The sequence below is a fragment of the Escherichia sp. E10V10 genome (assembly GCF_004211985.1).
In the GTDB taxonomy this organism is placed as follows: domain Bacteria; phylum Pseudomonadota; class Gammaproteobacteria; order Enterobacterales; family Enterobacteriaceae; genus Escherichia.
Genome location: NZ_RHJO01000001.1, coordinates 432,675 through 458,178 on the forward strand (window position 1 = coordinate 432,675; position 25,504 = coordinate 458,178).

The following is a 25,504-nucleotide window of genomic DNA, read 5'->3' on the forward strand; positions in this document are numbered from 1 at the left end:
TAAAGCCAGGCGCGTCATCCGCGCCCGGCACAATGATTAAGTCTTATCTTTTACCGTCTGGCTTACGCCATTGGTTTTTACAGAGGCAATTCCGACTTCGCGTGATTGAGCGGTAGCATACATCTGGCTGGAGCCAATTATCTGATGATTGGCAGCTTTCAGATTGAAATAAAACTTGCCGTTGCTCGCCGTCTTTTTCTCATAGCGTTCATCCTGCGGACTGTTGCTTTGTACCGAGGCGATGCCCTTTTCCGCAGAGGCTTTTGAGGCATACAATTCGCTTGTGAGAATGGTTTCTCCGTTCCCCGCTTTTAACACAAAACGGAACTGATTATCACTGCTCTTATTAAGTTCAAACCAACCAGCCATATTGACTCCTTGCTTGAAATTGCGTATCGAAAACAGTATGTAACGATTTAAGTATGGGTGATATTCAGGTGGTTGCCAATCAGGGGAATACCCTCTACTGCATGGGGGGGATTACTGATAAATATGCTGAAATCTGAATACGAGCACGGCTTTATCCCTCTCTTTTTCAGAGAGGGTAATAATACTCAGTGGGCGACGGAACGGTTCGCGTTGTAGTTTGAGACTGCCATTAAAAGGAACAGGCTAAACAATACGGCAGGCGTCAGCTTCCCAACGGTAACCGACACCGTAAACGGCACGGATAAATGACTGCTCGGCGTCGAGAGATTCCAGCTTGCGACGCAGGTTTTTAATGTGGCTGTCGATAGTTCGGTCGGTTACCACGCGGTAGTCGTCGTAAAGATGATTGAGCAATTGCTCGCGGGAGAATACTTTACCCGGTTCATGGGAGAGCGTTTTCAGCAGACGAAATTCCGCAGGCGTCAGGTCAAGCATTTTGCCACGCCATGAAGCCTGAAAACGACCTTCGTCGATAATCAACGGATTTTCGGCATCCTGTTGCTGCAACTCGCGCTGCGGTTTGCAGCGGCGCAAAATGGTTTTGACGCGCGCCACTACTTCACGCGGGCTGTACGGCTTGCAGATATAGTCATCAGCACCAATTTCCAGCCCCAGCAGGCGATCGATCTCTTCGATTTTCGCCGTCACCATCACAATTGGGACATCGGAAAAACGACGAATTTCCCGGCACAGCGTCAGACCATCGGTGCCTGGCAACATCAGATCCAACAGGATCAGATCCGGCGGCGTCTGGCGCACGTACGGCAGTACCTGATCGCCGTGGCTGATAAGTATTGGCGCGTAGCTCGCGGCACGCAGATAATCAATGAGCAACTGCCCCAGCTTGGGTTCATCTTCCACGATTAAAATGCGTGGCGTGTTTTCGTCAATGGGTAACTCGGTCATGCTTCTCCCTGTAAATCTCGTTCCAGCGGTAATTCTACTGTAATGCTTAGCCCGCCAAAAGGCGAATGGGCGGCAAGAATGCGGCCATTATGCGCTTCAACGATGTTAACGCAAATCGCCAGCCCCAGCCCGGAACCGCCGCTGGCACGGTTGCGGGAACCTTCGGTGCGATAAAAACGCTCAAACAGTTTTTGCAGCTGATCATCACTGACGCCCGGCGCGCTGTCGGCAAAGGTCAGGCGCACCGTTTTATCGTGCTGCTCGGCAGAGATTTGCAGGCTGCCGCCGCTGTCGGTGTAGCGCAGGCTGTTTTCCAGTAAATTATTGAACAACTGCATTAAACGATCGCGATCGCCAAATACGGTAATGCTGTCTGGCAGGGAAAATTGCAGTTTCAGGCCACGGCTGGCGAATCGTTCGCGAAATGCGCCGCCCGCCACTTCCAGCAGTGGGATCAAATCTACCGGTGCTTTTTGATAGGCGAGAGCGCCTTCATCAGACATCGACAACTGATGGAGATCGTCAACCAGTTTGGTCAGTGTGCCGACCTCCGCCTGTAAAGACGCCACCGTCTCCGGCGTGAATTTACGCACGCCATCCTGAATGGCTTCCAGTTCACCGCGCAGCACCGCTAATGGCGTACGCAGTTCGTGAGAAATATCGGCCATAAAATCGCGGCGCATTTGCTGGTTTTTCTCCAGCGTGCTGGCGAGCTGGTTGAAGTCTTGTGCCAGTTTCCCCAGTTCATCTTCGCTGGTGGGCGTCACGCGAGTGGTGAAATCGCCCGCCGCCAGTTTGTGCGTACCGTCAACTAACCGTTTTACCGGTGCCAGCAAACCACGTGCCAGTGGAAATGTCGCCAGCGCCGCTAATAAAGTAGATAACGCCACAATCAGCCAGCTGGTTTGCCGCTGTTGCTTATCAAAATTGATATCGGTATTGCGCGTCAGGCGTTCAACGGGGGAAGCGATCACCGCGCCGACTTCCACACCATTGACCAGAATGGGCCGCCGTGTGCCGTCCGGTGGAATGGGGGCGCGTGGGCCAACCAGCACTTTGTTATTTTGATCGACCACCCAGAACTGGGTACGCCAGCCGTGTGGTGGCATACCGGGGCCGGGCTTATCGTCGTTGCTATCGTGTTCAAGCGAACGCAGGATCTGAAATACGAAGCGATCGTTATTACGCAGAAAGCGCCAGTTACCGTGCTGGGCGTATTGCTCGCCAAGCGCGTCGCCAAGCATTTGCAGCCGTTGCTCATTACCATGCTTGATGTAATCAATGAAACCACGCTCAAAACTAATACGTACCGCCCAGTGCATTGTGATCAGCAAGACGATGCAGGTGGCGAAGATCGCCAGAAACAGTTTGCCGGTAATACCGGGCCGCCAGAACTTCATTCAGTGCTCCTTTTGCGCCGCGAAATAGCTACATTTTGATGCGTATCGTTCGGCACTCTGGCAAAGATGAACGCCGGAAGGGCGATAAGAAACGCCATACTAAGCCAGGTGTACATAAAGACAGTTTGTGTGGTGCCGCTGTCGACGCTGACATGCTGCGAACCAAAAAGTCCCAGCAACAGCCCGGCGATGGTGACCCCGATACTCATCGACAATTGCATAATCATCGACAGCAGACTGTTGCCGCTGCTCGCCAGATTGTCCGGGAGATCTTTCAGCGTCAGGGTGTTCATGGAGGAGAAACGCGTCGAGTTGACCATTCCTTGTAAAAACAGAACGAACGGCAAAACGTAGTACCAGCCCAGCAGCGCGGTGGTCATAAACAGTAGGGTGACCAGCGACAGACCCAGCGTGGTCGCCACCAGTACCCGACGATAACCAAAGCGATTCACCACCTGTACAACAATTCGCTTCATTCCCATGCTGCCAAGCACCATCGGGATCATCATCAGTCCGGCATGAAACGGCGAGAAACCAAGGCCAATTTGCAGGAAAACCGGCGTCATAAAGGGCAACATGCCGCTACCGATACGTCCGGCAAAGCTCCCCGCCAGGCCCAGCGAAAAGGTACGAGTGCGGAACAGTTTCAGACTGAAAAGAGCGCGGTGGTTATTTCTGGCGTGTAGCAGATAAAGCACCAGTGCCACCACGCCAACCGCTACCAGCACGGAGATGGTTAGCGGCGACAGTCCTGTACCTTTACTGCCGTCCAGCGCCAGCGTTAATACCGCCATGCCAACCGCCAGCAACAGAAAGCCGGAGAGATCGAAGCGCCGCGTCTGCATGGTGTAGTTCGGCATTAACATCAGTGTGGCGATCGCACCGATAATTCCCACTGGAATGTTGATCAAAAAGATCCAGTGCCACGACGCGTACTCCACCAGCAGACCGCCGAGCGCCGGACCCAATAGTGGGCCGACCTGACCGGGTAACGTGACAAAGGTCATCGCCGCCATATATTGCTCGCGCGGTACGATTTTCATCACCGTCAACCTGCCGACCGGCACCATCATCGCACCGCCAACGCCCTGTAACGCGCGTGCCAGCAACAGTTCGTTCAGCGTGCCGGAAAGCGCGCAAAACAGTGAACCGAGAGTAAACAGCACGATGGCGGTAAAGAAAATATTGCGCACGCCGACTTTGTCCGCCAGCCAGCCGCTGGCGGGCAGCATCACCGCCACGGTCAGCACATAAGAGACAATGACCATGTGCATATGCAGCGGACTTTCCCCGAGGCTTTGCGCCATTGAGGGAAGGGCGGTGTTTACGATGGTGGTGTCCAGCGACTGCATAAAGAAGCCGAAAGCCACAATCCACAATTGCCAGCGGGTGCTGTCGGGAAGATCTGTCATTTACTCGGTTACCGTTTGTTTAGGTTTACGCGAAAAACGCAGCCGCAGACGGTCGAAAAAGAGATACACCACCGGCGTGGTATACAGCGTCAGAAGCTGGCTCATTACCAGACCGCCGACAATGGTGATCCCCAGGGGTTGCCGCAGTTCCGAGCCATCGCCGCCCGACAATACCAGCGGCAGCGCGCCAAACAGCGCCGCCAGGGTAGTCATCATAATCGGGCGAAAACGCAGCAGGCAGGCCTGGAAAATAGCTTCCTGCGGCGTCAGATTACCGTGCCGTTGGGCTTCAAGCGCAAAATCGACCATCATAATGGCGTTTTTCTTCACGATGCCGATTAATAGCATGATCCCTATCAGGGCGATTAGGCTGAACGGGGCATTGAACAGCTCCAGCGCCAGCAGCGCTCCAACGCCCGCCGAGGGCAGGGTGGAGAGAATCGTCAGCGGATGTACGTAACTCTCGTAAAGGATACCCAGCACGATATACACCGTGGCGATGGCGGCGATAATCAGGATCACCTGTGAGTTCATCGTCTCCTGGAACACCTGCGCTGTTCCGGCAAAACTGCCGCGCACCGTCGAAGGCACACCAAGCTGGGTCATTGCGCGATCGATCGCCGCACTGGCGTCCGAGAGCGATTTTCCGGTCGGCAGGTTGAACGAGATGGTCGACGCTGCCGATAATCCCTGATGATTCACCGACAGCGGAGCGTTCGCCGGTTGCCATTTAGCGAAATACGACAGCGGGATCGCTTTGCCTTCGTTATTGATAACGAACATTTTTTCCAGCGCGCTGATGTCCTGGGTATAGCGCGGATCCACTTCCATCACCACTTTGTACTGGTTCATCGGCTGGTAAATGGTCGAGATTTGTCGCTGACCGAAGGCGTTATTTAACAGACTGTTGGCAGCCTGCACGTCGATTCCCAGCCGCGCCATGGTGTCGCGGTCGTAAACCAGATTCATCTCCGCGCCGTTGTCCTGCTGATCGGAGTTCACGTCCGCCAGTTCCGGCAACGTTGCCAGTTTTTTGCGAATTTTCGGCTCCCATTCGCGCAATGCCGCCAGGTCGTCGGATAACAACGTGTACTGGTAACTGGCGTTCGACTGACGTCCGCCAACGCGAATATCCTGTACCGCCATCAGGAACAGATTCGCTCCTGGCTCTTTTGCGAGCTTCACGCGCAAACGGTCGATAATTTGCTGCGCCGTTTCGCTGCGTTCATCGCGTGGCTTGAGAGTGATAAACATCATCCCGCTGTTCACCCGCGAACCGCCGGTAAAGCCGGTGACATTATCCACTGCCGGATCGTCACGGATAATTTTCATGAAATCCTGCAACTTACCGCGCATTGCCTGAAACGAAATACTCTGATCCGCCTGTATCCCGCCCATCAACACGCCGGTGTCCTGCTCAGGGAAGAAGGTTTTCGGGATCGAGATATACAGCCAGATATTGAGCGCGATAGTACCAAGCAGCACCACGCCCACCAGACGGGTATGATTGAGCACCCATTTCAGCGACTTGCCGTAGCCTTGTTGCAGAGCTACCAACATGCGACCAAAACCACGCAGTCGCTTTTGCTCGCGCGGCTTGCTGGCTTTTAGCATCCAGCCGCACATCATCGGCGTTAGCGTCAGGGAAACCAGTAACGAAATACCAATGGCGACAGAAAGCGTCACGGCAAACTCGCGTAACAGGCGACCCGGCAATCCGCCCATCAACAGCAGCGGCAGGAACACCGCCACCAGTGACAGACTCATCGACAGCACCGTAAAACCGACTTCGCGAGTACCTTGTAGCGCGGCCTGTAGCGGTTTCATCCCCGCTTCCAGATGACGGGCAATGTTTTCCAGCACCACGATGGCGTCATCCACCACGAAACCAGTAGCAATAGTGAGCGCCATTAACGACAGGTTATTGAGACTGAAACCGCACAGGTACATCGCCGCAAACGTACCAATCAGCGAAACCGGCACGGCAACGGCGGGAATAATAGTGGCGCGACCCGAGCGCAGGAATAAAAACACCACCAGAATCACCAGCGCCACCGAGATAATCAGCGTTTGCTCGACTTCTTCCAGCGAGGCGCGAATTGTGGGGGAGCGATCCTGAGCAATTTGCAGATCAATTGCCGCCGGAATGGTTTCCTGCAACTCCGGTAATTTTGCCCGGATGCTGTCTACCGTCTGGATAATATTGGCTTCCGGCAGCTTGCGGATCATCAGCAAAATAGCCGGTTTGGCGTTGGTCATCCCGGCGTTGCGCACATCCTGCACTGAGTCGGTCACCGTCGCCACATCGCCCAGACGAACCGCGCCGCCGTTGTTGTAATGAATAATCAACGGCTGATATTCAGCGGCGGTTTTTAGCTCATCATTGGTCTGGATCTGCCAGCGGTGAGTGCCATCTTCCAGCGCCCCCTGCGGTTTACGCACGTTGGCATTGCTGATGGCGGTGCGAACATCGTCCAGCGAGACTCCCTGATTAAACAGCGCCTGTGGATTCAGCCCCACGCGCACGGCGGGCAGTGAGCTGCCGCCGACATCGACATCACCGACACCGTCGATTTGCGCAATCGTCGGGGCAAGCTGTGTTGAGGCGAAATCGTACAGTTCACCTTGCGAATAAGTATCGGAGGTTAGCGTCAGGATCATAATTGGCGCATCCGACGGGTTCGCTTTGCGATAGGTCGGACGGCTTGGCATCCCGCTGGGCAGCAAACTTTGCGCGGCGTTGATCGCCGCTTGCACATCGCGCGCCGCGCCGTTGATATCCCGGTCAAAATCAAACTGCAAAATAATGCGCGTGCTGCCGAGCGAACTGCTGGAGGTCATTTCGCTGACTCCGGCAATGCGCCCAAGCGAACGTTCCAGCGGCGTGGCAACGGAAGACGCCATTGTCTCTGGCGATGCACCGGGCAGCGAGGCGCTGACCATAATCACCGGAAAATCGACCTGCGGCAGCGGGGCGACCGGCAGCATACGGAAGCCCAGTATGCCGCACAGGGTAATGGCAACCGACAGTAAAATCGTCGCCACCGGGCGGTAAATGAAGAGGGCAAAAAACTTCACTTACGCCTCCTCTTCATGACGAGCAAAGCGGCTTTTGGTCCACAATGCCAGGCGGTCGAACAGTAGATAAATCACCGGCGTGGTAAACAGCGTCAGCACCTGGCTGACAACCAGACCGCCGACCATGCCGATACCTAACGGACGACGCAGTTCCGCGCCGACTCCGGTACTCAACATCAGCGGCAGCGCGCCAAGCAGAGCCGCCAGAGTGGTCATCAGGATTGGACGAAAACGCAGCAGACAAGCCTGGTAAATAGCATCGCGCGGCGACATGCCTTGCTCGCGCTCAGCAGCCAGCGCGAAGTCGATCATCATGATGGCGTTCTTCTTCACAATACCGATCAGCAAAATAATGCCGATAATCGCAATCACATCCAGCTCACTTCCGGCAATCATTAATGCCAGCAGCGCGCCGACCCCTGCGGTGGGTAGCGTCGAGAGAATGGTGATCGGGTGAATAAAGCTCTCGTACAGAATGCCGAGCACGATATACATCGCCACCACCGCCGCGACAATCAGCCAGACAGTGCTGCCCAGCGCCGACTGGAAGGCGAGGGTGCTGCCCTGGAACTGTGTGGTGATATCCACCGGCAGATTCAGCGTCTTCTCGGTGTCCATAATCGCCTGCACCGCATCGCCCAGCGAATAGTTATCCGGCACGTTAAAGGAGATAGTCGTTACCGGGAACTGATCCAGATGGTTGATGGAAAGCGGCGCAAAACGCTGTTCAACTTTGGCAATTGAGCTTAGCGGCACCATGCCGCCGTCGCTGCTGGTCAGGCGAATGGTATCCAGCGCCGCGAGGCCTGGGGTATTTTCGGTGTTGTGCTCCAGCACCACGCGATACTGGTTGGCCTGAGTATAAATAGTGGAAATCAGTCGCTGACCAAACGCGTTGTACAGGGCGTTATCGACGTCCGCCATGCTGATCCCCAGACGGCTGGCGCTGTCGCGATCAACATTGACATACGCCACCAGCCCTTTGTCCTGCCAGTCGCTGGAGACATCAGAAAGCTGTGGCAGCTGCTGGAGTTTTTCCATCAACTGTGGCACCCAGGTACTGAGCGCATCCAGTGAGGTGGCCTGCAAGGTAAACTGGTACTGGGTGCGGCTGACCTGAGTATCAATAGTCAGGTCCTGCGTTGGTTGCAGGAAGAGATCGACGCCCGGCACTTTATCCACCGCTGTTTGCAGACGGGCGATGACTTTTTGCACCCGATCATCACGTTCATCCAACGGTTTGAGGTTGATCTGTAAACGCGCACTGTTCAGCGACGGGTTAGTGCCATCAACGCCAACAAACGAGGTCAGGCTTTGCACCGCCGGATCCTGCAAAATCACATCCGCAACCTGGCGTTGCCGCTGGGCCATATTGGCAAAGGAGCTGGATTGCGGCGCCTGCAAAGTGCCCTGAATAATGCCGTTGTCCTGTACCGGGAAGAAGCCTTTCGGAATGAACACCCACAGCAGCACGCTAAGCAGCAGCGTGCTGAGCGCCACGCTTAAGGTCAGCCACGGATGATTCAGCACTTTCGCCAGTCCACGACCATAGGCGGCAATGATTCTGTCGAACATTTTCTCCGAGGCACGGGAGAAGCGGTTCTGTTTACGCAGCGACTCTTGGCTGAGCATCCGAGCGCACATCATCGGTGTCAGGGTCAGCGACACCACGGCTGAGATCAAAATCGCTACCGCCAGGGTAATAGCAAATTCGCGGAACAGTCGCCCGACGATATCGCCCATAAACAGCAGTGGGATCAACACCGCAATCAGTGAGAAGGTCAGCGAGATAATGGTAAAGCCGATTTCACCCGCACCCTTGAGCGCCGCCGCCAACGGTTTTTCGCCTTTTTCGATATAGCGGGAAATATTTTCGATCACCACGATGGCGTCATCGACCACGAATCCGGTGGCGATAGTTAACGCCATCAGCGTCAGGTTATTGATTGAAAAATCGAGAAACACCATAACTGCGAAGGTGCCGATTAACGACAGCGGTACAGCAACACCGGGAATGATGGTCGCCGGAATATTGCGTAAAAACAGGTAGATAATCATGACTACCAGCGCGATAGCCATCATCAGCTCAAACTGGGTATCGTTAACTGAAGCGCGGATATTGGTGGTACGGTCAGAAAGTACCGTTACCTTCACCGATTTCGGCAGACTCTCGGTGAGCTGCGGCAGCATCTGCCGGATGCTGTCGGCGGTGGAAATAATGTTAGCACCGGGCTGGCGCTGAACATTCATCACAATGGCCTGTTCTTTGTTCGCCCACGCGCCGAGCCAGCTGTTTTCTGCACCTTGCTCTACAGTTGCGACATCGCCCAGACGAATCGGCGCGCCGTTCTGGTAGGCAATGATTAGCTGGCGATACTCTTCGGCGGATTGCATCTGGTCGTTCGCGGAAAGCGTGACCGCACGGGAAGGGCCATCAAGGCTACCTTTCGCTGAGTTAACGTTAGCGCCGGTAATGGCGGTTCGCACGGTTTCGCTGGTCAGGCCGAGGGCGGCAATCGCCTGAGCGTTAAGTTTGACGCGAACAGCCGGACGCTGCCCGCCGGAAAGCGTCACCAGGCCGACACCGGAAATCTGCGAGATTTTCTGCGCGACGCGGGTTTCCACCATATCTTCTACCTGCGTCATCGGCATGGCGGTTGAGGTGACGGCGAGCGTCATGATCGGCGGATCTGCCGGGTTCACTTTGCTGTAAACCGGCGGGTTAGGCAGATCGCTCGGCAACAAGTTGGTCGCAGCGTTAATCGCGGCCTGCACTTCCTGCTCGGCGACATCCAGCGGTAAGGTTAGCTGGAACTGCAAAGTGATAACCGACGCACCGCCGGAACTTTGCGACGACATCTGTTTCAGGCCGGACATCTGTCCAAACTGGCGTTCGAGCGGCGCGGTAACGGCAGAGGTCATCACATCCGGGCTCGCACCTGGATAAAGCGTGACTACCTGGATGGTCGGATAGTCCACTTCCGGCAGCGCCGAAACGGGCAGGGCGCGATAACCGATAATCCCGGCGAGTAAGATCGCCACCATCAGCAGCGTGGTGGCGACAGGACGCATAATAAACAGGCGCGACGGGCCGCCTGTGCTGCTCGGGGGTAACACCTGCATCAGGAGCGTGCTCCTTTTTTCGCGTATTCGCGGCTGGTGGCTTTCTCTTCCGGAGTAGTGGCGCTCTGGGCTTCCACGACTTCCACTTTCGCCCCTTCGGTCAGGCGATCAATGCCATCCGTCACTACGCGATCGCCTGCAGAAATACCTGCGCGGATCACCACTTTCTGACTGTCCTGAATGCCCGGCGTCACCAGATGTTTGCTGACTTTGTTTTCGCTATTCAGTACCCAGACAAAATGGCCTTCGTTGCCCATTTGCAGGGCGGCGGTGGGGATCACCACGGCGTTTTGTTCGGTGTCGACTAACATGCGCGCGTTAACAAACTGATTAGGAAACAGCGCATCATCCTGATTATTAAAGCGTGCTTTCACTTTAATCGTACCGGTAGTGGCATCGATTTGGTTATCGAGACTTAACAGCGTGCCTTCACTTAATTTCTTCGAGTTAGTGCGATCCCAGGCTTCTACCACCAGCGGTTTCCCGGCTTTTTGCGCCTGCACGACGGTAGCGATATCGCTTTCCGGCAGGGTAAAGAGCAAATCGATAGGATGCGTCTGGGTGATCACCACAATCCCGGTGGTATCACCACTGGAGATTTGGTTACCAACATCAACCTGCTTGAGACCAACGCGGCCATCGACTGGTGCGGTAATACGGCTCCAGTCGAGTTGCAGCTGTGCGCTGGCGACGCTTGCTTCATCAGCCTTAATGGTGCCTTCGGTTTCACTGACCAGCGCCTGTTGAGCATCCAGCTCCTGGCGGGAGACGAGATTAGTTTTTGCCAGTTGTTGATAACGCGCCAGGTCACGGCGGGCGTTGGCAAGCGTGGCTTTATCTTTTGCCAGTTGGCCCTGGGCTTGTGCTAATGCAACTTTGAACTGGCTGGGGTCAATTTCTGCCAGCAAATCGCCTGCTTTGACCTGCTGGCCTTCCTGGAAATGTAACGCCATCAGTTGACCATCTACGCGACTGCGCACCGTAACGGTGTTAGCAGCGGTAATAGTGCCAAGCCCGGTGAGGTAACGCGGAACTGCCTGTTCTACGGCGGTCGCCGCCTGAACCGGGGCTAATGGGCCGGAACGCATACCACGGCGACCACTCGCAGGTGGATGTTGCGCTTGTTTCGTCGCACCTGGTGCTGCGCTCTGGGATTCATTGCGGCCTTGCCAGAACCAGAATGCGGCGATGGCGGCGATAACCACCACGATTACGATTACCCAACGGGATTTATAACTGCCTTTCATCGTTAAGAGTTTCTCTTCCTGAAACGTTTCGCGGAATGATACTAGTGTAGCCAGCCAATAAGGGCGAAAAATGGAGGAATTATGAAACAGTTTCGGGAATCGTCTGAATGACGGTGCGCTTTGCGAGCATGCATCCAGTAATGACACAGGAAACTATTTTATTCGCAGGTTAGCGATAGACTGCGTACATGGCAATAAGGAGGTAACCCGACGATTTCAGCGGGACGCTGAAACGGGAAAGCCCCTCCCGAGGAAGGGGCCTTAAATAAGGAAAGGGTCATGATGAAGATACTCATCATCGTGGTGCTCTTAGTGATTAGCTTACCGGCTTACTAAGACTACCAGGGCGGGGGAAACCCCGCTCTACCCTCACTCCTGAAAGTATGCCTTCACTGTCAGATTGTCAATCCGCAGACTTTGCAGTCTGCGATCCTGCCAGCAAATATTCTTTGCGAGACGTTACGCAATAATCACTGGTGAAACTATTTTATCCGCGAGTCAGCGATAGACTGCATGCATGGCGAAAGGAGATAAAACGACGATTTCAGCGGGATGCTGAAACGGGAAAGCCCCTCCCGAGGAAGGGGCCTTAAATAAGGAAAGGGTCATGATGAAGCTACTCATCATCGTGGTGCTCTTAGTCATTAGCTGGCCAGCTTACTAAGACTACCAGGGCGGGGGAAACCCCGCTCTACCCTCACTCCTGAAATTATGTCACTCAACCCTTGTTGTCAATCTATAAGCCCACGTTCTTGCGAGGCGAATAGCAAAATTATCTACGCCGCCGGGCCTAATTCTGAAAATGTCTTCGTTTGCTCTTCTTTCATTATTGCAGTCGGTATGATACCGGACCTCAATAATTCTCTAAGAAAGGATTTCTTATGAGCGAACAAATCACGTTTGCCACCAGCGATTTTGCCAGTAACCCGGAACCACGTTGCCCCTGCATTTTGCTGCTGGATGTTTCTGGCTCGATGAGCGGCAGACCCATTAATGAACTTAACGCCGGATTGGTTACCTTTCGCGATGAGCTGCTTGCCGATCCGCTGGCTTTAAAAAGAGTGGAACTCGGCATTGTGACGTTCGGCCCGGTGCATGTGGAACAACCCTTTACCAGCGCCGCTAATTTTTTCCCACCTATCCTGTTTGCTCAGGGCGATACGCCAATGGGCGCCGCCATTACCAAAGCCCTGGATATGGTTGAAGAGCGGAAACGTGAGTACCGCGCAAATGGCATTTCGTATTATCGTCCGTGGATTTTCCTGATCACCGATGGCGCACCAACCGACGAGTGGCAGAGTGCCGCCAACAAAGTGTTTCAGGGGGAAGAAGATAAAAAGTTTGCCTTCTTTACCATCGGTGTTCAGGGGGCGGATATGAAGACGCTGGCCCAAATCAGCGTCCGTCAGCCTTTGCCATTGCAGGGATTACAATTCCGTGAACTGTTTAGCTGGTTATCCAGTTCGTTACGTTCGGTTTCCCGCTCCACGCCAGGAACGGAAGTTGTACTGGAAGCACCAAAAGGCTGGACGTCAGTGTGACCTGGCGTCTGGTCTATACATCAGCCGTCGGAACGTCGCACATCAGCGCTGATTTGCCTTGTCAGGATGCCTGCCAGATGCAGGTTGCCTGGTTAAACGACCAGCAACCATTACTGGTGATGTTTCTTGCTGATGGTGCAGGCAGCGTCTCGCAGGGGGGCGAAGGCGCGATGCTCGCCGTCAATGAAGCGATGGCTTATATGTCGCAAAAAGTGCAGAACGGTGAATTTGGACTCAATGATGTCCTCGCTACGGATATTGTGCTGGCCGTTCGTCAGCGACTTTTTGCCGAGGCGGAAGTCAAAGAATTAGCAGTTCGCGATTTTGCCTGCACGTTTTTGGGATTGATTTCATCAGCTAACGGCACCTTGATTATGCAGATTGGCGATGGCGGCGTGGTGGTAGATTTTGGTCATGATCTGCAATTGCCGCTTACGCCGATGGTGGGTGAATATGCCAATATGACGCACTTCATTACCGATGAAGATGCTGTTTCCAGACTGGAAACTTTCACCAGCACTGAGCGTGCGCACAAAGTTGCAGCATTTACGGATGGTATTCAGCGACTGGCGTTAAATATGCTGGATAATTCTCCGCACGTGCCTTTCTTTACCCCGTTTTTCAATGGACTGGCGTCAGCAACGCGGGAACAACTCGATTTATTACCTGAATTGTTAAAGCAGTTTTTGTCCAGCCCGGCGGTAAATGAGCGTACCGATGATGATAAAACGTTGGCACTGGCTCTGTGGTTACCATGAAAACCACTTTATATACTGCTACTGGTGAGTGCGTTACGCCAGGCCGTGAGCTGGGCAAAGGTGGTGAAGGCGCGGTTTATGATATCGAGGAGTTTGTCGATAGCGTCGCCAAAATTTATCACACACCGCCACCCGCCTTAAAACAGGACAAACTCGCCTTTATGGCTGCGACAGCTGACGCGCAGTTGCTGAATTATGTCGCCTGGCCGCAGGCAACGCTTCATGGCGGACGAGGCGGGAAGGTTATCGGTTTTATGATGCCGAAGGTTTCAGGTAAAGAACCGATTCATATGATTTATAGCCCGGCACATCGTCGCCAGAGTTACCCTCATTGTGCGTGGGATTTTCTACTCTATGTTGCGCGCAATATTGCTTCATCTTTTGCTACGGTTCACGAGCACGGACACGTCGTGGGTGACGTAAACCAGAACAGCTTTATGGTAGGCCGTGACAGCAAAGTGGTGTTGATCGATAGCGACTCCTTTCAGATTAACGCCAATGGCACGCTGCATTTATGCGAAGTCGGCGTGTCGCATTTTACGCCACCAGAACTGCAAACCTTGCCATCATTTGTTGGCTTTGAACGCACCGCGAATCACGATAATTTTGGCCTTGCGTTGCTGATATTTCACGTCTTGTTTGGTGGGCGGCATCCTTATTCCGGTGTACCGCTTATCTCTGAAGCGGGTAATGCGCTGGAGACGGATATTGCCCATTTCCGTTATGCCTACGCGTCAGATAATCAGCGACGTGGTTTAAAACCGCCGCCACGATCTATTCCGCTATCGATGTTACCGAGTGATGTTGAAGCCATGTTTCAGCAGGCGTTTACGGAAAATGGGGTGGTAACCGCGCGTCCGACGGCAAAAGCGTGGGTAGCGGCACTTGATTCCCTACGCCAACAGTTAAAGAAATGTACTGTTTCGGCAATGCATGTTTACCCCGCTCATTTGGCCGACTGTCCGTGGTGTACGCTGGATAATCAAGGCGTTATCTATTTTATTGATCTCGGCGAAGAGGTCATTACCACCGGCGGTGATTTTGTGCTGGCGAAAGTCTGGGCGATGGTAACGTCGTCAGTAGCACCGCCAGCATTGCAACTGCCATTACCCGATCATTTCCAACCTGGGGGTAGGCCGCTTCCTTTAGGCCTGTTACGGTGCGAATACATCATTCTGATTGAGATCGCACTGTCAGCGTTATCGCTGTTGCTTTGCGGCCTTCAGGCAGAACCGCGTTATATTATTTTGGTTCCTGTGTTGGCGGCTATCTGGATTATTGGCAGTCTGACAAGCAAAGCGTACAAAGCAGAAATCCAGCAACGCCGTGAGGCATTTAATCGCGCGAAAATGGACTATGACCATTTAGTCAGCCAGATCCAACAGTTGGGCGGGCTGGAAGGTTTTATCGCCAAACGGGCGATGCTCGAAAAAATGAAGGACGAAATTCTCGGGTTACCGGAAGAAGAAACACGCGCTCTGGCAGCACTTCATGACACCGCAAGGGAACGGCAGAAGCAGAAGTTTCTGGAGGGATTTTTTATTGATGTTGCCTCTATTCCCGGCGTTGGCCCTGCGCGTAAAGCGGCGTTACGGTCCTTTGGTATTGAAACAGCGGCAGATGTTACCCGTCGTGGCGTTAAGCAAGTGAAAGGGTTTGGTGATCATCTGACCCAGGCAGTTATCGACTGGAAAGCGAGTTGCGAACGCCGTTTTGTGTTCAGGCCGAATGAAGCGGTAACGCCAGCAGACAGACAAGCGGTAATGGCGAAAATGGCCGCCAAACGACATCGGCTGGAATCGGCGTTGACTGTCGGAGCGACAGAGTTGCAGCGATTCCGCCTTCATGCTCCAGCACGGACCATGCCGTTGATGGAACCGTTACGTCAGGCGGCAGAAAAATTGGCTCAGGCGCAGGCAGATTTAAGCCGTTGCTGAGCCAGTTTTCAATTAACGAAACACCACTTCCGCCCAGCGTGCCAGCCCGGCGGTGACGGAGCCAAAGTCATCGCCGCCTGCAATTGGAATGCCCGGCAACTGTTCTGCCAGCGCCTTTTTAATCAGCGGCGAACGGGCGCTACCGCCGGTCAGGTAGATGACATCCGGTTTTTCCTGGGCGTTATCCAGGGCCAGTTGCACCTGTTCCAGAATCCGCGCCAGTGGCTGGCTGAGGGCGCTTTCCAGACCCTGCTGGCTAATCAGCGTAGCCAGTTCGTCGCTGATAAACGGCAGCGATGCGAGGGTTTCCGCTGCGCTGGAAAGCGCAATTTTGCTCTCTTCCGCGCTGCGCACCAGTCGATAGCTTAAACGCTGACGCCAGACTTTCTGTAACAGGGCCACTTTTTCCGGTTCGCGAGCATCGCGTACCAGATCGTTAAGCAGGCGACCGTTGGCACTACTGTAGAAATCACTTTGCGCAGGTACGTCGTTGATGGCAACCGCATTCCACCACGGCAGAATTGGCAGGGCGATGCCTTTTTCGGTTTCGCCTCCCATGCCCAGTAAAGGCATCAGGTTTTTAAACGCCAGTGCGATGTCCAGATCGTTACCGCCAATACGGCAACCACTGTGACCCAGCAGGCTGGCTTCACGATCGAGACGCGAACGCCACTGCGGTCCCATCAGCAGCAATGAACAGTCAGTCGTACCACCGCCGATATCCACCACCAGCACCCGTTTTTCTTCCTGTAAGGTGGCTTCGTAATCCAGCCCAGCCGCTACCGGCTCGTACTGGAATACCACATCCTTAAACCCGGCACGCTTTGCCGCGCGTTCCAGAATCCCTTGCGCCTGGGCGTTTGCTTCATCGCCGCCCAGCCCCTGGAAGTTGATCGGACGACCAATAACCGCCTGAGTAATCGTTTCTGGCAGCTGCGCCTGCGCCTGCTGGCGAATGTGCAACATCATTGCGCAGACCAGATCCTCAAACAGCGCTACCTGCTGCGGTTTTAAGCCGCTGGCACCGAGGAACGATTTTGGTGATTTCACAAACCACACTTCTTCCGGATCATCAATGTACTGTGCCAGTGAGGAAAGACCGAACTGCACGCTTTTCGCCGTAACATCGATATCTTCTTCGCGGTTATACCGAATCGCCCGACGCAACAGCGCCTGCGTTTCATCGTCGTCTGCCGGAACATCATGATGGCGGTACAGCCATTCGCTTACCGCTTCACGCGTTGGCGCGCAAAGCATTGAAGGCAGCAACGTGCTGTCGTTTTCCATTTTCAGTAATTGCGGTTTACCGTCGCGCATGACCGCCACTGAACAGTTTGCTGTACCGTAATCAAAACCAATAAACACGAAATAATCCCCATGCCGGTGAAGAAGGGGCGTGACTTTAGCGAAATGTTGCCGTCGCGACAACCGGAATATGAAAGCAAAGCGCAGCGTCTGAATAACGTTTATGCTGAAAGCGGATGAATAAGGAGATGCGATGTATACCCTGAACTGGCAGCCGCCGTATGACTGGTCCTGGATGTTGGGATTTCTCGCCGCCCGTGCGGTGAGCGGTGTGGAAACGGTCGCTGACGATTATTATGCCCGTAGTCTGGCGGTGGGCGAATATCGCGGTGTGGTGACTGCTATTCCGGATATCGCCCGCCATACTCTGCACATAAATTTAAGTGCAGGTTTAGAACCCGTTGCCGCTGAGTGCCTGGCGAAAATGAGCCGCTTATTTGATCTGCAATGTAACCCGCAGGTTGTTAACGAGGCGTTGGGCGAGTTAGGCGCGGCGCGGCCTGTATTGCGTTTACCTGGCAGCGTAGATGCTTTTGAACAGGGCGTGCGCGCTATATTAGGCCAACTGGTGAGCGTGGCGATGGCGGCAAAATTGACTGCCAAAGTGGTACAGCTTTATGGCGAACGGCTGGATGATTTTCCGGAGTATATCTGCTTCCCCACGCCTCAGCGGCTGGCAGCCGCCGACCCGCAGGCATTAAAAGCGTTAGGCATGCCGTTGAAACGGGCAGAGGCGCTGATTCATCTGGCAAATGCGGCGCTGGAGAGTACCTTACCAATGACAATACCGGGCGATGTGGAGCAGGCGATGAAAACGCTGCAAACTTTTCCGGGTATCGGGCGCTGGACGGCGAATTATTTCGCCTTACGTGGCTGGCAAGCGAAAGATGTTTTCCTGCCGGATGATTATTTGATTAAACAGCGATTTCCAGGAATGACGCCAGCACAAATCCGCCGTTATGCCGAGCGCTGGAAGCCCTGGCGTTCTTATGCGTTGTTGCATATCTGGTATACGGAAGGCTGGCAACCAGACGAAGTATGACGCTGGTCGCCGGATGCGGCGCGAGCGCCTTATCTGTCCTGGGGAATGAGCGATTTGTAGGCCTGATAAGACGCGTTAGCGTCGCATCAGGCAATGGGCAAACGCTCCCTCAATTAATCGCGAAATAACTGCTATTAACCAGCAAATCCAGAGGCTGGCCCTCGGCGATCACATCGCCATAAATCAGATCAACACCAATGTCAGAAAGCGTATCCAATACCAATGGCAACGCTACTGGCCCAGCGATGGTTTTCACACCCAACCGCTGGGCATGCCCCTGAATAATCGAAATCAGCATCTCATCCATTAAATTGCCCTGTACGCTGGCGCATAACTCGGCGTCAAGCAGTAGATAATCCGTCATATTTGCTTTGAGCATATTGAATATTTGTAGGTCGCGCCCTACCTGGCTGAGTACGATCCGGCAGCCGGCCAGCCGCAGTTTTTGCACAGCCAGCCCGTGGTCGAAAATCGCTTCTGCCGGAATTACCAAATGGAACAACCGTGGTGGTAATGAACTTTGTTCCAGTTGCTCAAGCAATTCGTCTACCAGAGTGACGCTGCCTAGCCCTGCAACGGAAAGGGGGAGGGCGATGCTTAAACCTTTATTGGCAACCGCTTTTGCTGTTTGTTGGAAAAATTCACGTAATACCCGGCGGTCAAGCGCGTGGCTGAGTGCCGGATCACTGAAGCTACGGCGGAATGCCTGTTCATCAATCAACTCGCCTTTGCTGCTCCAGAGCTTAAGCGAAATCAACCACAAATTCCGCGTTTCCGTTATTCGCGGCGAAGCGATGCCGTGGGCAATCATCATAAGCGGATTCTCTTTAGTCATCCGCCACTGTTCATCGAGCGACATCACTGTCCGTTCATTATGTGCAGTTGCCTGCTGTGGTTCATAAACTGTGACCTGACCACGACCACCATTTTTCGAAGCATAACAGGCGATATCGGCCTGGGACATAACTTCTGCTGCCTGGTGATTACTGTCGTTTATTAACGTCATCCCGGCGCTTGCTCCTACCCGATGTAACCGACCTTCCCACATAAAGTGATAATCATTAATCGCATTGATAATGCGCGTCGCGATAAAACGGGCACTTTCGACATTACAGTCTGGCAGTAACAGACCAAATTCATCACCACCGAGTCGTGCCAGTAGATCGCTGGAGCGCAGCATACTCAGCATCAACGAAGACAGTTCGCGCAGCAAAGCATCGCCGGCCGCATGCCCGGCGCTGTCATTTACCGCTTTAAAGCGATCAAGATCGATAAATACCAGTGCATGTTGCTGATGCGTACTGTGAACGGTTTGCAGCAGTATTCGCAGTTGTTTCTCAAAACTTGCACGGTTCGCCAGATGCGTCAGGGCATCGTGGGAGGCGCTATAGCTAAGCTGACGTAGCATTTTGCGTGCTTCGGTGACGTCCTGAATCACCAGCACCGAACCAATGCTACTACCATCCAGGGTGCTTAACGGCGTAATACTGTAATGAACGTCATAGCTGCCACCGCTACGGCAGTGGAGAACCACGTCCTGTTCAATAGCAGAACGTGAGGTGTCGGCACTGTAAATGTTCTCAATTAACGGCCCGGTGTCACCAGTTGTAAGATGCAATACCGTCAGCAGCGGAACGCCCAACGCCTCTTCTTGCTTCCAGCCGCTCATTTTCTCCGCGACTGGATTCATAAAGGTGATTTTCATCGCCATATCAATACAGACCACGGCTTCACCGATAGAGTCCAGGGTGATATGCAGACGTTCTTTTTCCTGGAACAGCGCCTCGTTGAGTTGTTTTACTTCAGTCATATCCATATTGATGCCAAGCAGGCGTTCGACTTCACCTTCTTTATTCAGAACCCGATTGGCGAGTGCGCGGATATGACGAATACCGTCTTTTACCGTAATGCGAAATTCCAGTTTAAAAGGCAAACGAGCCTGCAGCGAATCGCGGATGACTTTCTCGGTGTGTTCTCGATCTTCCGGCAGCACGCAGTCATACCAAACCTGCCAGTTTGGTTTGATATGCGGGGAAATTTCGTAAAGTTCAAACATCCGCTTATCCCAACTGAAAATATCCGGCTTCAACTCCCATTCCCAGATACCAATCCCGCCCGCTTCGTTAGCCAGCGTGATGCGTTCCATCAGTTGCTTATTCACCTGCTCGGTGCGTTTTAACTCGTTAATGTCTTCTATCTGCGCAATGAAGTAGAGTGGCGTGCCATCGGTGTGGCGCACCAGTGAGACGGCAAGCAGCGCCCAAACTACGTCGCCGTGGCGGTTGTAGTAGCGTTTCTCCATTGAGTAGGTATTGATTTCACCGCTAATCAACTTCTCAACGTGTTGCAGATCTTTATTGAGGTCTTCCGGCCAGGTCAGCTGTTGAAAGGTGAGAGCACGCAGTTCTTCCTGGCTGTAGCCGAGAAACTGGCACAGGGCTTTGTTGCTTTGCAGCCATTGTCCCTCAGTACCCACCAACGCCATACCGATAGCAGAATATTCCATGGCGTTCCGAAAGCGTGTTTCGCTTTCGGAAATATGCTTACGTTCCGCGCGGAAGGCGTACATCACCATGGTCATGATGTTGGCGGGAAGCAGAATCAGCAAAAATGGCAGCCACGGCATATGGCTCATCAGGTACGCTCGCGGTGTGGCAAGCAGAGTAGGGTCGGCAGCCATCATTAACGAAACCATCATCACTGTCGTGAGGAAGATCAAAAAGGCTTCCATTCGTGGCAGGCGCACGGCGCTCCACATCAGCAGCACAATAATGAAAGTAAAAGGCCACGGCAGGTACAGCATCGAAAGCCAGCTTAATGTCAATGTGATCGCTAACGTCAGCAGCGTTTCAAACAACAGTCGTGGGTTACGATGGCGTAATAGATAATGCGGTTTAAACAACAGGCCCAGCGGTACCAGCGCCAGGGCGCCGATGGATTCTGAAAGTACCCATATCAAAAAAGCCCTGAGAGGATCGTCTCCGGGCGTCAGCAGGACAACCAGCCCCCCTCCCAACAGAGGTGGAACGATGGCGCTGCCAAATGCAAGACGAAGCCAGTCAGCCAGATTTTGTAGCGGGTTATACCACGGTAATAATTTTCGCAGCAGCATTGCGCCCACGACGGCTTCAATAATGTTGATAGCCGTCCAGGTCATATTGAGCGAACTGGTGGAAAAGAGCAGCACGGATGCGGCTATGTTGCCCAGTGAGCAGGCTAACGCGATACCAGGCCACATGCGTCCGGCATGGCGGTAAAACGCCACCATCATAATGGAAGTAGGGAACCATAGCGGCGCAAGCTGAGTGCCAAATTGCGAAAGCTCAAGCGAGAAAAGGGTAAAGATAAACGAGACTAAACCTAAACTGACGAGGTGAAGCAGAGGATGAGGCAAGGTAATTAAAACACGCTGTGATGGTTTACTCATTACCGCTCTATCCGCATGGCCAGGCCGTCAGTATTAGTGTCTGTGTTTATGCTAGTACAAAAGTTTTACATTTTATATGCAAATTGCTCATAAAGTGACGTAATGGCGGATAATTTGCGCAACTATGCATAACATTTTTCACTTTGCGTCATAACTGAGCAATTAAATTTGCATCAGGGAATTGATCGTCAACAATTAACTCTGAGAGCAAGGCAACGCTATTCGACTGGTATCACGCGGATGAAATCCCTATAATTGCCGCGTTTGGCGCTTCGGCGCCCCCTTCCTAACATCCAGGTTATTCAGGTCGCTAAATTTATGACTGATCAGTCTCATCAGTGCGTCATTATCGGTATCGCAGGCGCATCGGCTTCCGGCAAGAGTCTCATTGCCAGTACCCTTTATCGTGAATTACGTGAACAAGTCGGTGATGAACACATCGGCGTTATTCCGGAAGACTGTTACTACAAAGATCAAAGCCATCTGTCGATGGAAGAACGGGTTAAAACTAATTATGACCATCCCAGCGCGATGGATCACAGCCTGCTGCTGCAACATTTGCAGGCGCTGAAACGCGGCTCGGCTATCGACCTGCCGGTTTACAGCTACGTTGAACATACGCGTATGAAAGAAACGGTGAAGGTTGAACCGAAGAAAGTCATTATTCTCGAAGGCATTTTGCTGCTGACGGATGCGCGTCTGCGCGACGAGCTGAACTTCTCGATTTTTGTGGATACCCCACTGGATATCTGCCTGATGCGTCGCATTAAGCGCGATGTTAATGAGCGTGGTCGCTCGATGGATTCTGTAATGGCGCAATATCAAAAAACCGTGCGCCCGATGTTCCTGCAATTCATTGAACCGTCTAAACAGTATGCAGATATCATCGTGCCGCGCGGCGGTAAAAACCGCATCGCGATCGATATATTGAAAGCGAAAATAAGTCAGTTCTTTGAATAAGCTTGGTAAATTGTGTACCGTTCAGTGATAACCTGGTATGCCCTTGACGTAACTGGCGTTAAGGGAGTGATGCGCGAAAGGAGAAAATGCCATGCGTCTGTGTGACCGAGATATTGAAGCCTGGCTTGATGAAGGCCGTTTGTCGATCAACCCACGTCCACCCGTGGAGCGTATTAATGGCGCGACGGTGGATGTACGCCTGGGCAATAAATTTCGTACCTTCCGTGGCCACACGGCAGCGTTTATCGATCTGAGCGGTCCTAAAGACGAAGTGAGCGCCGCGCTTGACCGGGTGATGAGCGATGAAATTGTGCTTGATGAAAGCGAAGCTTTCTTTCTTCATCCGGGAGAATTGGCACTGGCGGTAACGCTGGAGTCAGTGACGCTGCCAGCCGATCTGGTGGGCTGGCTGGATGGGCGCTCCTCACTGGCGCGTCTGGGACTGATGGTGCACGTCACTGCGCACCGTATCGATCCGGGCTGGTCTGGCTGTATTGTGCTGGAGTTCTACAATTCCGGTAAGCTGCCGCTGGCTCTGCGTCCGGGTATGCTGATTGGCGCGCTGAGCTTTGAGCCGCTTTCAGGTCCGGCAGCGCGTCCGTATAACCGCCGTGAAGATGCGAAATATCGCAACCAGCAGGGCGCAGTCGCTAGCCGAATCGATAAAGACTAATTCAGGCCCATTGAGGATACCATGAGACGATTTCTGACGACGCTGATGATACTCCTGGTCGTGCTGGTGGCTGGGTTATCTGCGTTAGTGTTGCTGGTGAATCCGAATGATTTCCGTGATTATATGGTCAAGCAGGTTGCTGCACGTAGCGGTTATCAATTGCAGCTCGACGGGCCACTGCGTTGGCACGTCTGGCCGCAGCTTAGTATCCTCTCTGGTCGCATGATATTAACGGCCAACGGGGCCAGCCAACCGCTGGTACGTGCCGATAATATGCGCCTTGATGTGGCCTTGTGGCCTTTATTGAGTCATCAACTCAGCGTTAAGCAAGTCATGCTCAAAGGGGCAGTCATTCAACTGACGCCGGAAACAGAAGCAGTGCGCAGTGAAGACGCCCCAATAGCCCCGAAAGACAATACGTTACCTGATGATGCGGAAGATCGCGGCTGGTCGTTCGATATCGCCAGTCTGCGAGTCAGTGACAGCGTGTTGGTGTTCCAGCATGAAAATGACGAACAGGTTACGGTACGTGATATCCGCCTGCAAATGGAGCAGGACCCACAACATCGCGGTTCGTTTGAATTCTCTGGTCGGGTAAACCGCGACCAACGCGATCTCACGTTAGCGCTCAAGGGGACTGTTGATGCTTCTGATTACCCGCATGATTTAACGGCAGATATTCAACAGATTGACTGGCAACTGCAGGGCGCTGATCTCCCGAAGCAGGGGATTCAGGGCCATGGTCAGTTCAGGACTCAGTGGCAGGAAGCGCAAAAACGTCTCTCCTTTGAACAAATCAATTTAACCGCTAACGACAGTAATCTGACCGGTCAGGCGCAGGTAGCGCTGCTTGAGAAGCCAGAATGGCTGCTCAGACTGCAATTTGCCCAGTTAAATCTGGATAATTTGCTGCCGATGAATGAGGTGATGACTAAGCAAAATGGCGTTGCTCAACAGGGGCAAAGCCAACCGACGCTGCCACGTCCGGTAATTTCCTCACGTATTGATGAACCTGCGTATCAGGGGCTGAAAGGCTTTGCGGCAGATATTTTGTTGCAGGCCAATAACGTGCGTTGGCGTGGAATGGATTTTGCCGATGTTACTGCGCAAATGACCAACAAGGCGGGGCTGCTGGAGATTATCCAGTTGCAGGGCAAACTTAACGACGGTGTCGTGTCGTTACCGGGTACGCTGGATGCAACTGCCTCACATCCGCGTATAGTTTTCCATCCCCGGCTGGAAAATGTCGAGATTGGCACCATCCTGAATGCCTTCAACTACCCCATCTCATTAACGGGGAAAATGTCGCTGGCAGGGGATTTCTCTGGTGCTGACATTGATGCCAACGCATTCCGCCACACCTGGCAAGGACAGGCGCATGTCGAAATGGCCGATACGCGCATGGAAGGCATGAACTTCCAGCAGATGATCCAACAAGCGGTAGAACGTAATGGCGGTGATGTGAAGGCCGCTGAAAACTTCGATAACGTGACGCGGCTTGATAGCTTTACCACCGATCTGACGTTGAAGGATGGTGTCGTGACGTTAAACGACATGCAAGGTCAATCGCCAGTGCTGGCGCTTTCAGGGGCTGGCACGTTGAATCTGGCAGATCAAACCTGCGACACCCAGTTTGACATTCGTGTGATTGGCGGTTGGAACGGGGAAAGCAAACTGATTGATTTCCTCAAAGAAACGCCGGTTCCTCTGCGGGTTTACGGCAACTGGCAGCAACTCAATTACAGCCTGCAAGTGGATCAGTTACTGCGTAAACACTTACAGGACGAAGCGAAACGTCGCCTGAATGACTGGGCCGAGCGGAATAAAGATTCCCGCAATGGCAAAGATGTGAAGAAGTTGCTGGAGAAGATGTAAGTTACCAGGTGACCTGTCCTGTAGGCCTGATAAGACGCGTAAAGCGTCGCATCAGGCAATCACGTAGATTACTTTCAGCAAAGATGAATCATCAGTAAAAGCAAGATATTTCCGCGAGGGGGTTGGTCCGGCTGTAAATCGCCGAATCGTTTCCTGTAGGCCGGGGCAGCCCACATGGATGTGGGCTGAGGGCGCGTTTTACAGGGATGTTACCTCGCGCCCGTACCCGATAGCCGAAAGGAATAAGATGAAGGGACCGCGCTAGCGGCGATTTACCGCCGGGAGCCCGGGTTGCCAGGGTGGTGGCGATTGAGCCACCCTGGCACGTTCACCGACTTGAGCGTTCCATAGTAGCGAGGAACATAAAGTGAACGGAACAGCCTTCAATGTC

18 protein-coding genes are annotated in these 25,504 nt (G+C 53.4%); 9 read left to right on the forward strand and 9 right to left on the reverse strand.

What is annotated here, in order from left to right; all coding sequences use genetic code 11:
- Positions 1-36 precede the first annotated feature (36 nt).
- From D9736_RS01905 to mdtA, 7 genes are all read right to left on the reverse strand, one after another.
- Positions 37-369 (reverse strand): YegP family protein, encoded by a 333-nt coding sequence (locus tag D9736_RS01905; RefSeq protein ID WP_064526966.1) that lies wholly within the window; start codon positions 367-369, stop codon positions 37-39.
- 243 nt (positions 370-612) lie between these two features.
- Positions 613-1,335 (reverse strand): two-component system response regulator BaeR, encoded by a 723-nt coding sequence (gene baeR, locus D9736_RS01910; protein WP_130206968.1) that lies wholly within the window; start codon positions 1,333-1,335, stop codon positions 613-615.
- On the reverse strand, positions 1,332-2,735 hold the full coding sequence (gene baeS, locus D9736_RS01915) for a two-component system sensor histidine kinase BaeS (RefSeq protein WP_130257558.1): 1,404 nt from the start codon (positions 2,733-2,735) through the stop codon (positions 1,332-1,334). The genes baeR and baeS overlap by 4 nt, the downstream gene beginning before the upstream one ends.
- The gene (locus tag D9736_RS01920; RefSeq protein ID WP_130257559.1) at positions 2,732-4,147 is read right to left on the reverse strand and encodes an MFS transporter; all 1,416 of its coding nucleotides are present in this window, start codon (positions 4,145-4,147) and stop codon (positions 2,732-2,734) included. Before D9736_RS01920 ends, baeS begins: the two co-directional genes overlap by 4 nt.
- Positions 4,148-7,225, reverse strand: coding sequence for a multidrug efflux RND transporter permease subunit MdtC (mdtC, locus tag D9736_RS01925; RefSeq protein ID WP_065227216.1), 3,078 nt, complete (start codon positions 7,223-7,225; stop codon positions 4,148-4,150).
- Positions 7,226-10,348 carry a multidrug efflux RND transporter permease subunit MdtB gene (gene mdtB / locus D9736_RS01930; RefSeq protein WP_130257560.1) on the reverse strand — a complete coding sequence of 1,041 codons (3,123 nt, stop codon included), beginning with the start codon at positions 10,346-10,348 and terminating at the stop codon, positions 7,226-7,228.
- Complete coding sequence (mdtA, locus tag D9736_RS01935; protein WP_130257561.1) at positions 10,348-11,595, reverse strand: multidrug efflux RND transporter subunit MdtA; 1,248 nt, start codon at positions 11,593-11,595, stop codon at positions 10,348-10,350. The genes mdtB and mdtA overlap by 1 nt, the downstream gene beginning before the upstream one ends.
- Before the next feature lie 279 nt (positions 11,596-11,874).
- Here mdtA and D9736_RS01940 point away from each other — a divergent pair, with 279 nt between their 5' ends.
- From D9736_RS01940 to yegI, 5 genes are all read left to right on the forward strand, one after another.
- Entirely contained in the window at positions 11,875-11,931 is a 57-nt protein-coding gene (locus tag D9736_RS01940; RefSeq protein ID WP_100733667.1) for a type I toxin-antitoxin system Ibs family toxin, read from the forward strand.
- Positions 11,932-12,202: 271 nt separating this feature from the next.
- Positions 12,203-12,259 carry a type I toxin-antitoxin system Ibs family toxin gene (locus D9736_RS01945; protein ID WP_100249772.1) on the forward strand — a complete coding sequence of 19 codons (57 nt, stop codon included), beginning with the start codon at positions 12,203-12,205 and terminating at the stop codon, positions 12,257-12,259.
- A gap of 217 nt (positions 12,260-12,476) precedes the next feature.
- On the forward strand, positions 12,477-13,136 hold the full coding sequence (locus D9736_RS01950; RefSeq protein ID WP_130257562.1) for a VWA domain-containing protein: 660 nt from the start codon (positions 12,477-12,479) through the stop codon (positions 13,134-13,136).
- Positions 13,133-13,894: a PP2C family serine/threonine-protein phosphatase gene (locus D9736_RS01955; protein WP_130257563.1), complete on the forward strand. Its 762-nt coding sequence runs from the start codon at positions 13,133-13,135 to the stop codon at positions 13,892-13,894. Before D9736_RS01950 ends, D9736_RS01955 begins: the two co-directional genes overlap by 4 nt.
- Complete coding sequence (gene yegI / locus D9736_RS01960; protein ID WP_130257564.1) at positions 13,891-15,831, forward strand: protein kinase YegI; 1,941 nt, start codon at positions 13,891-13,893, stop codon at positions 15,829-15,831. Before D9736_RS01955 ends, yegI begins: the two co-directional genes overlap by 4 nt.
- A gap of 12 nt (positions 15,832-15,843) precedes the next feature.
- Here yegI and yegD read toward each other — a convergent pair whose 3' ends face one another.
- The gene (gene yegD / locus D9736_RS01965; protein WP_130257565.1) at positions 15,844-17,196 is read right to left on the reverse strand and encodes a molecular chaperone; all 1,353 of its coding nucleotides are present in this window, start codon (positions 17,194-17,196) and stop codon (positions 15,844-15,846) included.
- A gap of 133 nt (positions 17,197-17,329) precedes the next feature.
- On the opposite strand from yegD, the gene alkA reads away from it, so the two are divergent.
- Positions 17,330-18,178: a DNA-3-methyladenine glycosylase 2 gene (alkA, locus tag D9736_RS01970; protein ID WP_130257566.1), complete on the forward strand. Its 849-nt coding sequence runs from the start codon at positions 17,330-17,332 to the stop codon at positions 18,176-18,178.
- Positions 18,179-18,287: 109 nt separating this feature from the next.
- On the opposite strand, the gene D9736_RS01975 is transcribed toward alkA, so the two are convergent.
- On the reverse strand, positions 18,288-21,605 hold the full coding sequence (locus D9736_RS01975) for a diguanylate cyclase (RefSeq protein WP_130219372.1): 3,318 nt from the start codon (positions 21,603-21,605) through the stop codon (positions 18,288-18,290).
- Between the two features lie 318 nt (positions 21,606-21,923).
- Between D9736_RS01975 and udk the strand changes: the two genes are divergently transcribed.
- From udk to asmA, 3 genes are all read left to right on the forward strand, one after another.
- Positions 21,924-22,565: a uridine kinase gene (gene udk, locus D9736_RS01980; RefSeq protein ID WP_064529458.1), complete on the forward strand. Its 642-nt coding sequence runs from the start codon at positions 21,924-21,926 to the stop codon at positions 22,563-22,565.
- 91 nt (positions 22,566-22,656) lie between these two features.
- A complete protein-coding gene (dcd, locus tag D9736_RS01985) occupies positions 22,657-23,238 on the forward strand; it encodes a dCTP deaminase (RefSeq protein WP_130219374.1) in 582 nt (193 codons plus the stop codon).
- Between the two features lie 21 nt (positions 23,239-23,259).
- On the forward strand, positions 23,260-25,113 hold the full coding sequence (gene asmA, locus D9736_RS01990) for an outer membrane assembly protein AsmA (protein WP_130257567.1): 1,854 nt from the start codon (positions 23,260-23,262) through the stop codon (positions 25,111-25,113).
- The last annotated feature ends 391 nt before the right edge of the window (positions 25,114-25,504 follow it).

Excerpts from the sequence above, each read along its gene's own strand:
- asmA (WP_130257567.1), top strand. The coding sequence starts at position 23,260 with ATGAGACGATTTCTGACGACGCTGATGATACTCCTGGTCGTGCTGGTG.
- alkA (WP_130257566.1), top strand. The coding sequence starts at position 17,330 with ATGTATACCCTGAACTGGCAGCCGCCGTATGACTGGTCCTGGATGTTG.
- mdtB (WP_130257560.1), bottom strand. The coding sequence starts at position 10,348 with ATGCAGGTGTTACCCCCGAGCAGCACAGGCGGCCCGTCGCGCCTGTTT.
- udk (WP_064529458.1), top strand. The coding sequence starts at position 21,924 with ATGACTGATCAGTCTCATCAGTGCGTCATTATCGGTATCGCAGGCGCA.
- D9736_RS01905 (WP_064526966.1), bottom strand. The coding sequence starts at position 369 with ATGGCTGGTTGGTTTGAACTTAATAAGAGCAGTGATAATCAGTTCCGT.
- yegI (WP_130257564.1), top strand. The coding sequence starts at position 13,891 with ATGAAAACCACTTTATATACTGCTACTGGTGAGTGCGTTACGCCAGGC.
- baeS (WP_130257558.1), bottom strand. The coding sequence starts at position 2,735 with ATGAAGTTCTGGCGGCCCGGTATTACCGGCAAACTGTTTCTGGCGATC.
- D9736_RS01975 (WP_130219372.1), bottom strand. The coding sequence starts at position 21,605 with ATGAGTAAACCATCACAGCGTGTTTTAATTACCTTGCCTCATCCTCTG.
- baeR (WP_130206968.1), bottom strand. The coding sequence starts at position 1,335 with ATGACCGAGTTACCCATTGACGAAAACACGCCACGCATTTTAATCGTG.
- mdtA (WP_130257561.1), bottom strand. The coding sequence starts at position 11,595 with ATGAAAGGCAGTTATAAATCCCGTTGGGTAATCGTAATCGTGGTGGTT.
- D9736_RS01920 (WP_130257559.1), bottom strand. The coding sequence starts at position 4,147 with ATGACAGATCTTCCCGACAGCACCCGCTGGCAATTGTGGATTGTGGCT.
- dcd (WP_130219374.1), top strand. The coding sequence starts at position 22,657 with ATGCGTCTGTGTGACCGAGATATTGAAGCCTGGCTTGATGAAGGCCGT.
- D9736_RS01950 (WP_130257562.1), top strand. The coding sequence starts at position 12,477 with ATGAGCGAACAAATCACGTTTGCCACCAGCGATTTTGCCAGTAACCCG.